Genomic DNA, 13728 nt, shown 5'->3' on the forward strand with positions numbered 1-13728 from the left:
GCAATCCTGTTTCAGTACTTATTGCAAGTGAATCGTCAGATTGGGTCCGGATGGAATGTCATCCTCGAACCAGCGCGACGTGACGGTTTTGGTCTCGGTGTAAAAACGTACCGCCTGCTTGCCATACGCATGCAAATCACCATAAAAACTGCCGCGCCATCCGGTGAAAGAGAAAAAGGGCAATGGCACCGGGATCGGTACGTTGATACCGACCTGACCTACCTGAATGTTGTGTTGATATTTGCGCGCCGCAGCGCCACTGGCGGTAAAAATGGACGTACCGTTGCCGTATGGATTGCGGTTGACCAACTCAATGGCGTCTTCCAGGCTGTCGACTTCAATACACACCAGCACCGGACCGAAAATTTCCTGCTGATAAATCGACATCTCTGTCGTCACACCACGAAACAGCGTCGGCCCTACCCAGTTACCGTTTGGCAAACCTTCCACAACACACTCACTGCCGTCGAGTTCGCAGACTGCGCCCTGATCTTTCCCTTCCTGTATCAGTTTGAGGACGCGTTCGCGCGCCTGTTGACTAATGAGTGGTCCATACGCTGCGTGCTTGTCGTCCCAGCGACCCGGTTTCATTTTGGCCATGGTCGTTTTCAGATCCGGAATCCAATCTTTGGCACCATCCACAAACACCGCGACTGAAATCGCCATACAGCGCTGTCCGGCAGCGCCGACCGACGCCCCCACCAGGTTATTGATCACCTGCTCTTTGTTGGCATCCGGCATGATCACCATGTGATTTTTTGCCCCGGCAAACGCCTGCACACGCTTAAAGTTTTGAGTGCCCGTCTGGTAGATATAGCGGGCAACAGGCACCGAACCGACAAAAGAAATTGCCCGAATGTCCGGATGCTCAAGCAAATAATCGACCTGCTCCTTACGGCCGTGAACCACCTGGAGTACCCCTTCAGGTGCGCCCGCCCGCTCAAACAATTGCGCAAGACGAATCGAGGTGAGTGGTACCTGTTCAGAGGGCTTCAGCACAAATGTGTTGCCGCAGGCAATCGCCAGCGGAAACATCCACAGCGGAATCATGGCCGGAAAATTGAACGGCGTGATACCACAACACACCCCCAGCGGCTGGGTTATCGAATAGGTGTCGATGTCTGTCGCGACATTCTCGACCATTTCGCCCATCATGTTGGATGCGATGTTGCCCGCCTGCTCGACAACTTCAATGCCCCGCCAGACATCCCCTTTAGCATCGGCGATGGTTTTGCCGGTTTCCTGTGACAGCAAGGTCGCCAGTTCTTCGTGATGCTCTTTGAGCAGATGTTGATAGCGCAGCATCAAACGGGCGCGCTCCGGTACGGCCACGTTTTTCCACGTTTCAAACACGGTCGCCGCATTGCGGATGGCTTCTTCCATCTCGCTCTGGGTGGCACACGGCAATTTCGCAATGGCTTCGTTGGTCGCCGGGTTGGTCACCTCAACCCATTCCGTCGCCTGAGACTGACGAAACTCACCACCAATAAACAGGGGAACTGACTCAATCATAACTGGATCCTTATTCGTCCATGTTGGCCGACCTGTACCACGTGGCCGGTACTCGTTTCATTTACAGGGGAATTTCTATGCCGACTGCCGTCGCTTCACCGCCGCCAATGCAGAGCGAAGCCACACCACGCATGACTTTTTTCTTGGTTGGGTCGCCGTCTGTTCCCAGCGACTGCAATTGACGCAAACTGTGGATCAGAGAGACCAGAATACGGGCGCCACTGGCGCCTATCGGATGGCCGAGTGCACATGCGCCGCCTTTGACGTTGACTTTGTCTTCGTCCAGAGCCAGGTGTTGCACCGCGATCTGCGCCACGACCGCAAAAGCTTCGTTGATCTCCCAGAGATCCACTTCATCCACCGACCAGTCCAGTTCGGACAGCAAGTGTTCAATGGCGTACACTGGTGCCAGAGTAAATTCAGCCGGTTTGCGGGCATGGGTCGCGTGCCCTTTGATGATGGCTAAAGGTTCCAGCCCGTGATGCATGGCGGTTTCCGCGTCCATGACCACCAGCGCGGCCGCGCCGTCCGCAATGGCGCTGGAATTGGCTGGTGTGATGGTACCGTTGGCAGCGAACGCCGGACGTAACGTGGGTATTTTTTCAGGCTTAATCGATTGGGGATGTTCGTCATAATCGAGCAGAATTTGCGAGCCCGACTTGGCATCACTGACATCAACCGGCGCCATTTCGTCCACAAACAGGTGCTGACGCTGCGCATCCATTGCACGCGATGCCGATTTCAGTGCCCACTCATCCATCTGCTCTCTGGTGAAGTGGAGACGATAAGCGATTTGCTGCGCGTAAACCCCCATCAGCTCTCCCTCATAAGCATCTTGCAGCCCATCGAGAAACATATGATCGTAGGTGGTTTTATGCCCCATGCGCATCCCGCCGCGCGCTTCTTTCAGCAAATACGGCGCATTGGTCATGCTTTCCATTCCGCCGGCTATCACGCAGTGGGTTGAGCCCGCTCTAATCAAATCGTGGGCCAGCATGACCGCTTTCATGCCCGAGCCGCAGACCTTATTCAGCGTGGTACAACCGACCGATTGAGGTAAACCCGCCCCTAATGCGGCTTGGCGCGCAGGGGCCTGACCACACCCGGCAGGCAATACGCAGCCCATCAGCACTTCACTGACCATTTCCGGAGGTAACGTTATTGAATCCATCGCCGCTTTGATGGCATGTTGCCCCAGTTGCGGTGATGAGAATGCGCTCAGTTTTCCCTGAAAGCGCCCTATCGGCGTCCTTTTTGCCGACACAATCCATATGGTGTTTTCCATGACCCGTCCTCATTGGCGAACGTTGGGTTCACAGCACCGGGATCATTACTCAGGCTTTACCACTCAATACAACAGACCGGCATTTCGCCGATACAAGCCTGGACTGCAATCGCATGCGACCATGAATCCACACTGTGATTTCTTGACGTTTACGTAAGCATAGCACTAACATTTACGTAAACGTAAAGAAACAGACTGACAACATTTAAATCTCTTGTCTGAATGAGTGTCAGCAGATTTGAACACGTTTTAAATTTTCGTCGCCACACAGCTGGAGGGCATGATCAGGTGGAAACGTATAAAATCAGTGAACTGGCCAAAGAGTTCGATATCACGACCAGAAGCATCCGTTTCTATGAGGATATGGACCTGATCCACCCAACCCGTCAAGGCAAAATCAGGATCTATCAACGGCGCGACAAAATTCGCCTGAAACTGATCCTTCGCGGCAAGCGGCTGGGGTTTTCTCTGGCTGAAATCCGCGAATTGTTTGAGCTTTACGACACCAATCAATGTGACACCCAGCTACTGAAAATGCTGTCCATCATCGATGAGAAACAGGCGACGTTACAACGGCAGATGGATGACATCAATGTGGTAATGAGTGAACTCAATGCTGCCAGGGAGCGCTGTCATCAGGCGCTCAACCGTTCCGAATCGGGCTGAACTTCCGCCGGAAAACATGAAGCCGTTCTTTTAAAGATTCATACAGCCCAGTAATCATCAACAAGCACAACCCAAGAGCATCCGGCCATACGCCGATGCTCTCAGGAGGCGTTATGAAAGTGGATTACCAACCGCTGAACTTTGGTCTTGGGGAAACCATCGACCTGCTCAGAGAACACGTCAATGCATTCGCGGCGCAACACATTGCACCCATCGCCGCTCAGATCGACAAGGATAATCAGTTCCCCAACCCATTGTGGCCATTATTGGGTGAAATGGGGCTGCTCGGCGTCACCGTCAGTGAAACCTACGGCGGTGCTGGAATGGGTTATCTGGCTCACGTCGTCGCAATGGAGGAAATCAGCCGAGCCTCGGCCTCTGTCGCGCTCAGTTACGGCGCGCATTCCAACCTGTGCGTCAACCAGATTTTCCGTAACGGTAACGACGAACAAAAAGCCAAATACCTGCCTAAACTGGTTGACGGCACGCACGTCGGTGCACTAGCGATGAGCGAAGCCAACTCTGGCTCCGATGTGGTCAGCATGCAACTTAAAGCGGAACGCACCGAAGGCGGCTATCGGCTAACTGGCAACAAAATGTGGATCACCAATGGCCCGGATGCTGATGTTTTGGTGGTGTACGCCAAGACCGAGCCCCAGGCAAAATCACGAGGTATTACGGCATTTATTATCGAGCGGGGCTTTGCCGGATTCAGTCATGCTCAGAAACTCGACAAACTGGGCATGCGAGGCTCGAACACTTGCGAACTGGTGTTTGATCGCTGCTTTGTGCCAGACGCGAACGTACTCGGTAAGGTTAATCAGGGTGTAGAAGTATTGATGAGCGGTCTCGATTACGAGCGGGTGGTGCTCGCGGCAGGCCCGCTTGGCATCATGCAAGCTTGCATCGATCTTGTTCTGCCTTACATCCATGACCGGAAACAGTTCGGTCAGTCGATCGGCGAGTTTCAGTTGGTGCAGGCAAAAGTTGCCGACATATACACCAGAATGAACGCCGCGCGCGCTTACGTGTACACCGTGGCGGCCGCGTGTGATCGCGGCGAAGTCACTCGTAAAGACGCCGCTGGTGCAATTCTCTACAGCGCCGAACTGGCCACACAAATGGCGCTCGACGCGATTCAGTTGCTGGGAGGTAACGGTTACATCAACGAGTTTGCCGCCGGACGCCTGCTGCGAGACGCCAAGTTGTATGAAATTGGTGCCGGCACTTCCGAGATCAGGCGAATTTTGATTGGCCGGGAACTGTTTGAGCAGTCCCGGTAACGAATAACCCCATTTAATGGCATAGTGGAAAGGACGATTCATGGCCATCATTCAAACCAAAGCCAAGCTGCATGACGACCTGTTTGTCACCAACCAAAAAGTCATGGCTGAACTGGTTGAACAACTGTATTCAGACATCGAAATCATCCGTCAGGGTGGCGGACCTGCCGCGCTGGAACATCAGCGCAAAAAAGGCAAACTTCCGGTACGCGAGCGCATTGCGGCTTTGCTCGACAAAGACAGTGAGTTTCTGGAAATCGGTCAGTTTGCCGCCTGGCGTGTCTACGAGGAATCTGTGCCCTGTGCCGGAGTTGTGGCCGGCATCGGCACCATTGAGGGAATCGAGTGCATGGTGATTGCCAACGATCCGTCAGTCAAAGGTGGCACGTATTATCCACTTACCGTCAAAAAGCACCTTCGTGCTCAGGAGATCGCGCAGCGTTGTCGCCTGCCTTGTGTGTATCTGGTCGACTCAGGTGGTGCCAACTTGCCGCATCAGGCCGAAGTGTTCCCAGACAAAGAACATTTTGGCCGGATCTTTTTTAACCAGGCTCGCATGTCCGCACAGGGCATCCCTCAGATCTCCGTGGTCCTCGGCCTGTGCACTGCAGGCGGAGCCTACATTCCTGCGATGGCTGACGTGTCGATAATCGTCAAAGAGCAAGGCACCATCTTCCTTGCAGGACCTCCTCTGGTCAAAGCCGCTACCGGTGAAATCGTAACCGATGAGGAGCTGGGTGGCGCTGACGTGCATTGCAAAAAATCGGGAGTCGCCGACTATTATGCGCTCAATGAAGAGCATGCACTGACGCTGGCGCGCCAAGCGGTAATCAGCAGCAACGAACTCCCCACAGCCTCTCCCGCTCACGAAGTGTTACCACCACGCTACCCGGCGGAAGACATGTACGGCATCGTTAACGCCAATTTACGTCTCTCTTTTGATGTGCGTGAAATCATTGCTCGCCTGGTGGATGATTCTAACTTTGATGAATTTAAAGCCTTATATGGCACAACACTGGTGTGTGGGTTTGCCCGGCTACATGGTTACCCGATTGGGATCGTCGCCAATAACGGAATTCTGTTTTCCGAGTCTGCACAAAAAGGGGCACATTTTATCGAACTGTGTGCCAAGCGAAAAATTCCGTTGCTGTTTTTACAAAACATCACCGGGTTTATGGTCGGCAAAAAAATGGAATCGGAAGGCATTGCCAAACATGGCGCCAAGCTGGTGATGGCGGTGGCCTGCGCCGATGTGCCTAAATTTACCGTGATTATCGGTGGTTCTTATGGTGCAGGGAACTATGGCATGTGTGGGCGGGCTTACGATCCAACCTTGATCTGGATGTGGCCGAATGCCCGAATCTCGGTGATGGGTGGCGAACAGGCAGCGGGGGTTATGACCCAGGTGAAACGCGAGCGAATGAAACGCAGTGGTGAAAACTGGGACAGCGACGCTGAACAAACCTACCGTCAATCCATGCTGGATCTGTACGAAAATCAGGGGTTACCCCATTACGCCAGTGCACGCTTATGGGACGATGGCATCATTGACCCGAAAGAAACCCGGCGCACACTCGGTTTTGCGCTCAAAGCGGCATCACGAGCCCCGACTCCAGACAGTCAGTTTGGTATTTTCCGCATGTAAGGAGTGAAATATGTCTCGTTCGGAAACGGTAATCCCAACCCCGGAACAGCTTATCTGCACCATTGACAGCAGCGGTATCGCTAAGCTCACGCTGAATCGCACCCGCAAACACAATGCGTTTGACGGAGACATGATCGAAGCGCTACTGACCTGTCTGTCGTCATTAAAAGCCGCTCCAGACGTGCGTTGCCTGATACTCAATGCGAACGGCGCCCACTTTTCAGCCGGTGCCGATCTGCACTGGATGAAATCCATGGCGGGCAAAAGCCAACACGAAAACTTGAGAGATGCCGGTCGGTTGGCCGCCCTAATGCACCAACTCGATACCTTCCCCCACCCGACTATCGCCGTGGTTCATGGTAGCGCTTACGGTGGTGCCTTGGGGTTGATCTGTTGTTGTGACATCGCCATTGCCGAGCAAGATGCACAGTTTTGCTTAAGTGAGGTTAAGCTCGGACTGATCCCGGCCACAATCGGCCCGTATGTGTGCCGAGCTATGGGGGTTCGTCAGGCGCGGCGATTTATGTTAACCGCCGAACGCATCAGTGCAACTACCGCTCTGGATCTGGGATTATTACACAGCGTGGAAGCCGATCACGATGCCCTGCATCTGCAAATGAATTTTCTCATCCAATCTATACTGGCAAATAGCCCTCAAGCGGTTTCGGCAGCTAAACAACTGTGTCAACGTTGTGAAAATCACCCTATCGACCAGGCTTTGATTAACCACACCAGCGACGCGATCGCAGCAATTCGAGTTTCACCAGAAGGACAAGAAGGCCTGAACGCCTTCTTCGACAAACGGCGGCCATACTGGAATAAGGAGAGATGAGATGTCGGAAGAGAGCCTGCTACCAAACGCAGTACGGATAATTGAAGTCGGCGCCCGGGATGGTTTGCAAAATGAAGCGCAGCTCCCAACGGAAATGAAAGTTAAACTGATTGATCAACTCTCGTTAACCGGACTGACGCACATAGAAGCTGGCGCATTTGTCTCGCCGAAACGAGTGCCGCAAATGGCCGATTCCACGCAGGTGTTTAGCCAGATCAAACGCCAGCCGGGGATCACCTACTCAGCGCTGACACCCAACCTGCGAGGGTTCGAACAAGCCGTACAAAGCGGCGCCTCTCAGGTGGCTGTTTTCACCTCGTCGTCAGAAGGTTTCTGCCAGCACAACATTCATTGTTCGATAAGCGAGAGTCTGCAACGTTTTGAACCTGTAATTGAAGCTGCAAAGCGCCAAGGTATTGCGGTGCGGGGTTATTTATCCTGTGTCGCCGACTGTCCGTATGACGGCCCGACCGACCCCGATCAGGTTGCGTCGGTTGCCAAAGCACTGATCGAACTCGGCTGCTATGAGGTGTCACTTGGCGACACGATAGGCACCGGCACGCCTTATCGGATCGCCAAAATGCTGGAAGCAGTAAGACGTTGTGTACCAGCGACCGAGCTGGCGGTGCACTTTCATGACACTTGGGGTCAGGCATTGGCGAATATCTATCAGGCGTTGAACATGGGCATCTCGACGATAGACAGCAGTGTGGCTGGATTAGGAGGCTGCCCTTATGCGCCCGGTGCTTCCGGCAATGTCGCCACAGAAGACGTATTGTACCTGTGCCAGGGGCTTGAGATTGATACCGGTGTCGATCTTCAGGCAGTCGCGCAAGCCGGTTGGATGATCAGCCGGGCATTGAACCGACAGCCTACATCCAAAGTCTCTCTGGCGCTGCGCCATCAGCAACAAAACCCGGTCTGAGGTCACATATTTCGCTGCCCGTGCCCGTTATGATGAAAATCTGTCAGCAGTATCAAGGCCTAAGGATCAACTATGGATACGCCATCCAACGACGCACCAGTTTTTAATGCGGTCGCTTTTCGCAAAAATCTGCACCGTTTCCCTGAGTTGTCGCTGGAAGAGGTGAACACGTCTCAAACCATCGCGCGCGTGCTCAGTTCATTCGGCCTGAAGCCGGTAACCGAAATCGGCGGGCACGGTTTGTTCTGTATTATTGAAGGTGAAGACGAAGGCGAAACCACCTTGATCCGCGCAGACTTTGATGCCCTGCCAATTGAAGAACAGGCACAACATGATCACGTCTCGGCTAACCATGGAGTAATGCATGCTTGTGGTCATGACGGTCACACTACCTCCTTGCTTAAAATCGCGCAGCAGTTAGCCGAGCATCCTCCTAAGTCCGGTCAGGTGGTGTTACTGTTTCAGCCAGCAGAAGAGATCGGCACAGGCGCCGCTTCGATGCTGACGCATCCGGCACTGCGCGACCTGACCGTCGACAACGCCTATGCTTACCACAATCTGCCTGGCTATCCGCTGCACCAGATCGTCGTCAAGACAGACACCTTTGCCTGCGCATCCACTGGTGTATCTATCACACTCACCGGTAAAACTTCACACGCGGCAAGGCCTGAAAATGGGATCAGCCCAACCAACACGATGATGGACATCATGCAACTGCTGCAAGGAATGCCACAACGCTTTCCCGACGCTTTCAGCTTGGTGACTATTGTGCATGCACAGCTGGGCGAAGCGGCGTATGGTGTCTCTCCGGGAGAAGCGAAAGTCATGGCGACAATGCGCAGCGAATGCAATGAAACGTTTCAGGCGATGCAGACGCTGCTGACCGAGGCACTACAAGAGTTCAGAGCACAAAGTGGGTTGGACATTCATGTAGAGTGGGATGAGCCGTTTAACGCAACCGTTAACTCAGCACAGCATGTCTCAATGCTGGTCGAACAAGCAAACCAGCTCGGACTTTCCGTTCATCAACTCGATGAACCGATGCGCTGGTCAGAAGACTTCGCTGAGTTTCTGCTCAAATGGCGCGGCGCGATGTTTTGCATCGGCAGCGGAACACACCATCCGGAACTGCATAACCCGGATTACGACTTTCCAGACGACATTATGGACACAGCAGCATCCCTATTCGTCGCCCTGATCCGACGTCAGCACGGTTTAACCCAAGACTTGTAAACCGGTGCAGTTTAGGCAGGCAACACTTCTTCAATGGCTTCATAAACCAAAACGTCCCCTACACGTTTGCTCTCCATCAACGCCAACGAGTAAACCGGTAGTTCAGCCATCTCGGCCTTGAGTGAATGTACTTTATCACGCAACGTCATGTTTCTTCCTAAAGTAATATGCGGCGTGTACTGGCGCCGCTCTGCATAAAACCCCATGTCGTTTAGCCTGTCCCGCATCCGGTTTTGCAGTGCCATCAGCTCCGCTTGTTGCTGGACACCTAACCACACCAACTGCCGCCCTTTCACCGAAAAAGCGCCAAAATGATCCACCCGAATGCTCTGTGGGCACTGGTCCAACTGATAAAGTACCTCTGTCAGTGTTTTCTTTTCCGTCGGCGTGGCCTCACCAATGAACTCCAGTGTGACGTGGTAGTTTGACTCGCGTGTCAGGCGCCCCTTGATAGCATGGCTGGCCAGCTGTTTCTGATAATGCGTGATGCGTGTTTTGGTGTCGGTATCAAATGTCAGAGCGTAAAACAAACGCATGGCGTTCCTCCTCAATCACTGCCAGCAAATACCCGAGTTATAAGGAAATTATACTCAAACTGAGTCAGGAAGCGATGTTATGGGCTTACGACCCTATATCCTTATTACGTTTAGGCGCCTGCTTGTTCTCACTTTCAGCATATTTAAGCAACGTATTCCTCCGCCTAACGTCAAACTGAAAAAAACGCCCATCCGGCCCCATATTAAACAAAACTTTTTTTCACACCGCCTTGTCCTCTTTTTGAAAAACACCCACCTTAGACGCGTGATTTAACGCCTTAAAACGGCGATTTGAGCCACTTTTAAATCTCTGTTTTTAAAGAAGTTATTTTTGTAGAAAATCAAACACTTGCAATGTTAGTCTGCACGCAACAAAGGAGACAACATGCTTAAAACCGATCTCACGTTTCTTAAACAGGACTTCTCTGGCCAAAATCTTCAGGGCCACACTTTTACGAACTGCCGATTTTATCAATGCAATTTTCGGCGCGCCGATCTTAGAGATACCACGTTTACCGATTGTCGTTTTATCGAAGCACAAGCCATTGAGGGCTGTGACTTCCGTTACGCCAAGTTAAAAGATGCGAGCTTCACCAACTGTATGCTGGCAATGAGTCTTTTCAATGGTGCTGACTGTATGGGGATAGAACTGCGTAAATGCGATCTCAAAGGCGCTAACTTTCAGCAAGCTAATTTTGCCAACCGCATCAACCATACGATGTTCTTTTGTTCTGCATTCATCACCGGATGTAATCTGGCGTACACCAACTTCGAACGGGTGTTACTAGAAAAGTGCGATCTGTTTGAGAATCGCTGGAATGGCGCCAACCTGTCTGGTGCAAATCTGAAAGGTTCCGATTTGTCCCGGGGTGAATTCAGTACCGAGCAATGGGGAAGCTTTAATTTGGAGGAATGCGACCTGACTCATATCGAACTCGAAGGGTTGGATATCCGTCGCGTGTCGCTTCATGGCGTAAAAATTTGTGACTGGCAACAGGCACAACTGCTCGCTCCGCTTGGGCTGATCGTACTCTAATCTCACAATATATTCGGCGAATAGGGAGATACGGGGTAACTCAGCCTGTATCTTCCCATTCCGATTCATGCTCTCCTCACTTCGCCTGCTTTAGCGCCGCGTCAATCGTGCCGTGAATCAGGTTTTCATAGATCTCAGCCTGACCGGCCGGAATCAACTGACGTTGAATCTCTCGGCGTTTATCTGCGTCAAACAGTCGCTCCGCCACCCACCCGGTCAGGTAAAGCGCCGACAAACAACCACCCGCCGTCGCGATGTTGCCGACAATCACCAAAGGTTCGTCTTGCACATCTCCCCCCATTTCCAGCAAGCGATGTTTAGCATCCGGGTGCGTCGTAAGAGGGGCTCCATCCAGCAAACCCAGTTGATGAAGAATGAACGAGCCCGCACAAATCGACCCAATAAGTTGTTTGTCAGGGTTTAACGTCAGTGACACCATAAACTCAGGATTTTCCAGCACAGCCGGAACGCCTTTGTAACCACTGACAAACAACACCACATCTGAATCACACGCTTCGGATACATGCCCATCGGTTTTTACCGTCATTCCCAAAGTAGACGTATGTTCACTGCTTAGCCCCAATACTTTTACACACCAGTCCTTCTTATTGCGACCCAGAATATCCCGCATCAGGAAAAAATCGACATCAGTAAAGTCGTCGAATACGACAATGGATAGTTGATACATACTCACTTCCTTTGGTTATCAATATGCGCACATTATCATAATCAATGTATAACAAACGGTGCGAACGCTCGCAGAACAGGCGCTTATTCGTCGTGGCAACGCATGTTGTGCGAAATCGAACCCACATTCATCTCAGAAGCGATTTCTGCTACAGTGGAAATACACAAATACAGAACTAACATAACTCACTGATATGGAAGAAATATACCTGGCTGGCGGGTGCCTTTGGGGCGTTCAGGAATTTATCAAATACGTTCCTGGCGTGATATCAACCGAAGCAGGCCGAGCCAACGGCGCCTCAAATACGACCCAGGGTAACTACGACGGTTACGCCGAATGCGTGCGGTTAGAGTTCGATCCCACCCTGATCTCAATCGAGCAGTTGATTGAGCACTTGTTTGAAATTATTGACCCATACAGCGTCAATAAACAGGGGCAAGATGTCGGTACCAAATACCGAACAGGCATCTACAGCAACCATGCGGAGCATTTACGATTGGCGACCGCCTACTTAAGCTCGCGTTGCGATGCCGAACGCATTGCCGTGGAGGTCTTGCCACTGAAGAACTACGTCAAAAGCGATACAGAGCACCAACACCGACTGACACGTCATCCGGAAGATCATGCACTTTGCCACATTCCGTGGAATTTACTGCACAAGTATAAAACCGCATCATAGCCACTCTGGTCAACACACCGCCACAATGGTTATAGCCGCGCCAAGTCACACCGTAGAAACTTCCCTTTCGCACTGGCGCGTAACTCCCCGCCGACTCTCAACTCGGCGCTCATCGTATACATGCCGCGCCGCTCGGACTCACATTGTGCGGTGACAATGACCTGCTCTCCCAGTGTGATTGGTCGGTGAAAGCGCACATCCAGTTGTGCTGTTAATGCTGATATGTCACGGTGCAGTATGCAATGCGTCATCGCACCATCCAACAATGCGCTGACAATGCCACCATGCAAAATTCCGTTGTACCCCTGATGATGTGGTGCCACGGTAAATCTCGCCTGAACACCCCGCTCAGCGCCATACTCGTACCGAACACCCAATGAATGCGGGTTGCTCACCGGGTCTGCACACACTGCGCAACCACCATGCGATGCTAAAATGTTACTCATACAAAATCCCACCATGACACAATTTAATTATTAGCATATGCCAATTACATCAAAAGAGGATGACGGAATCTTTGTTTGCAGCCACGATGTCTTTCAGGAAGCCTTAACCAGTTGCTGCTTTAACCAGGTTAACAACGCTCGGTAACGTTTGGTTTGAGCAAAATCGAGCTTGCATACCAGCCAGCCTCACCAGTCTTATAACCGTTGAACTCCATACAGACGACGGCCACATTACTGGTCTGATGGCTGGAGGCTATGGCCTTGTGATGGCTGAACTGGACATCGTTCTTTGAATTGATTGACACACGTGATTACACAACTGATTTATTCGCCAGTGTTTAACCGTCAGTTTGGCAGGCTTGCATCCGTCGCTGCCAATCGTTCAACGCCTCACGCGTATCGATATCAAACGCTGCCCGCTCTATCGGCACTTCCCGCACACGGGTATCACCACGACGCAGTAACTGCCGGGCACCGTGCTCACCATCGAGTCGCTGCAACTGAGCGAAACTGCTGGCCGGAAACAAAGCGGGGACACCTCGTTTTTCGTGATAGAAAGCGCATACGATCTGGTCTGTTGATTCACTTTCCACCAGACGCTGTAAGTCCTCTGCTCGCAGAGCAATCTGGTCAGCAAGTAAAATCAACATGGCGTCAAAGTCCGACGACATTACCTGTGTGGCGTAGGCAATGGATCGCCCTAATCCCTTAGACCAATCTTGGCAGTAAAGCAGTGGCACCGAGTCCAGTTGACCCGCTTTCTGAGCCTGTTCAATGGCATCATGCCAACGGCCGGTGACGACAAACACCGGCCCGATTTGGCTGCCCAATGCCTGTGTCACAACCTGCGATAAGAATGTGTGGCTACCATCTAACGGATGCAGTGGTTTGCAGCCACCAAAGCGTTTACTTTCCCCCGCAGCCATCACCACCACAGCCACTTTCCTGTCGACCATTCCCAT

15 protein-coding genes are annotated in these 13728 nt (G+C 52.2%); 8 read left to right on the top strand and 7 right to left on the bottom strand.

The window, feature by feature from the left end:
- Positions 1-18 precede the first annotated feature (18 nt).
- Positions 19-1512: a CoA-acylating methylmalonate-semialdehyde dehydrogenase gene (locus VPR01S_RS07815; RefSeq protein ID WP_021704768.1), complete on the bottom strand. Its 1494-nt coding sequence runs from the start codon at positions 1510-1512 to the stop codon at positions 19-21.
- Between the two features lie 61 nt (positions 1513-1573).
- Positions 1574-2797 (bottom strand): acetyl-CoA C-acyltransferase, encoded by a 1224-nt coding sequence (locus VPR01S_RS07820; protein ID WP_021704769.1) that lies wholly within the window; start codon positions 2795-2797, stop codon positions 1574-1576.
- A gap of 288 nt (positions 2798-3085) precedes the next feature.
- On the opposite strand from VPR01S_RS07820, the gene VPR01S_RS07825 reads away from it, so the two are divergent.
- The 6 genes from VPR01S_RS07825 (at position 3086) to VPR01S_RS07850 (ending at position 9381) form a co-directional block, all read left to right on the top strand.
- Positions 3086-3463, top strand: coding sequence for a MerR family transcriptional regulator (locus VPR01S_RS07825; RefSeq protein WP_021704770.1), 378 nt, complete (start codon positions 3086-3088; stop codon positions 3461-3463).
- 113 nt (positions 3464-3576) lie between these two features.
- Positions 3577-4746: an isovaleryl-CoA dehydrogenase gene (locus VPR01S_RS07830; protein ID WP_021704771.1), complete on the top strand. Its 1170-nt coding sequence runs from the start codon at positions 3577-3579 to the stop codon at positions 4744-4746.
- A 40-nt stretch (positions 4747-4786) separates the two neighbouring features.
- Positions 4787-6391: a carboxyl transferase domain-containing protein gene (locus VPR01S_RS07835; protein WP_021704772.1), complete on the top strand. Its 1605-nt coding sequence runs from the start codon at positions 4787-4789 to the stop codon at positions 6389-6391.
- Positions 6392-6401: 10 nt separating this feature from the next.
- Positions 6402-7223 (top strand): enoyl-CoA hydratase-related protein, encoded by an 822-nt coding sequence (locus tag VPR01S_RS07840; RefSeq protein WP_021704773.1) that lies wholly within the window; start codon positions 6402-6404, stop codon positions 7221-7223.
- A gap of 1 nt (position 7224) precedes the next feature.
- Positions 7225-8148, top strand: coding sequence for a hydroxymethylglutaryl-CoA lyase (locus VPR01S_RS07845; protein ID WP_021704774.1), 924 nt, complete (start codon positions 7225-7227; stop codon positions 8146-8148).
- A 72-nt stretch (positions 8149-8220) separates the two neighbouring features.
- The gene (locus VPR01S_RS07850) at positions 8221-9381 is read left to right on the top strand and encodes an amidohydrolase (protein ID WP_021704775.1); all 1161 of its coding nucleotides are present in this window, start codon (positions 8221-8223) and stop codon (positions 9379-9381) included.
- 11 nt (positions 9382-9392) lie between these two features.
- On the opposite strand, the gene thpR is transcribed toward VPR01S_RS07850, so the two are convergent.
- A complete protein-coding gene (thpR, locus tag VPR01S_RS07855) occupies positions 9393-9917 on the bottom strand; it encodes an RNA 2',3'-cyclic phosphodiesterase (RefSeq protein WP_021704776.1) in 525 nt (174 codons plus the stop codon).
- 385 nt (positions 9918-10302) lie between these two features.
- On the opposite strand from thpR, the gene VPR01S_RS07860 reads away from it, so the two are divergent.
- Positions 10303-10953 (top strand): Qnr family pentapeptide repeat protein, encoded by a 651-nt coding sequence (locus VPR01S_RS07860; RefSeq protein WP_021704777.1) that lies wholly within the window; start codon positions 10303-10305, stop codon positions 10951-10953.
- 76 nt (positions 10954-11029) lie between these two features.
- Here the strand turns inward: VPR01S_RS07860 and VPR01S_RS07865 are convergent, their stop codons facing one another.
- Positions 11030-11641 carry a DJ-1/PfpI family protein gene (locus VPR01S_RS07865; RefSeq protein WP_021704778.1) on the bottom strand — a complete coding sequence of 204 codons (612 nt, stop codon included), beginning with the start codon at positions 11639-11641 and terminating at the stop codon, positions 11030-11032.
- Positions 11642-11834: 193 nt separating this feature from the next.
- Between VPR01S_RS07865 and VPR01S_RS07870 the strand changes: the two genes are divergently transcribed.
- The gene (locus tag VPR01S_RS07870; RefSeq protein ID WP_021704779.1) at positions 11835-12320 is read left to right on the top strand and encodes a peptide-methionine (S)-S-oxide reductase; all 486 of its coding nucleotides are present in this window, start codon (positions 11835-11837) and stop codon (positions 12318-12320) included.
- Between the two features lie 29 nt (positions 12321-12349).
- Here VPR01S_RS07870 and VPR01S_RS07875 read toward each other — a convergent pair whose 3' ends face one another.
- From VPR01S_RS07875 to VPR01S_RS07880, 3 genes are all read right to left on the bottom strand, one after another.
- Positions 12350-12766 carry a PaaI family thioesterase gene (locus tag VPR01S_RS07875; protein WP_021704780.1) on the bottom strand — a complete coding sequence of 139 codons (417 nt, stop codon included), beginning with the start codon at positions 12764-12766 and terminating at the stop codon, positions 12350-12352.
- A gap of 128 nt (positions 12767-12894) precedes the next feature.
- Positions 12895-13071, bottom strand: a complete 177-nt coding sequence (locus VPR01S_RS22615; RefSeq protein ID WP_156008692.1) for a hypothetical protein — start codon at positions 13069-13071, stop codon at positions 12895-12897.
- Positions 13072-13104: 33 nt separating this feature from the next.
- Positions 13105-13722 carry a nucleotidyltransferase family protein gene (locus tag VPR01S_RS07880; protein WP_040902428.1) on the bottom strand — a complete coding sequence of 206 codons (618 nt, stop codon included), beginning with the start codon at positions 13720-13722 and terminating at the stop codon, positions 13105-13107.
- Between the last annotated feature and the right edge of the window lie 6 nt (positions 13723-13728).

The organism is Vibrio proteolyticus NBRC 13287, assembly GCF_000467125.1.
GTDB classification, from domain to species: Bacteria; Pseudomonadota; Gammaproteobacteria; order Enterobacterales; family Vibrionaceae; genus Vibrio; species Vibrio proteolyticus.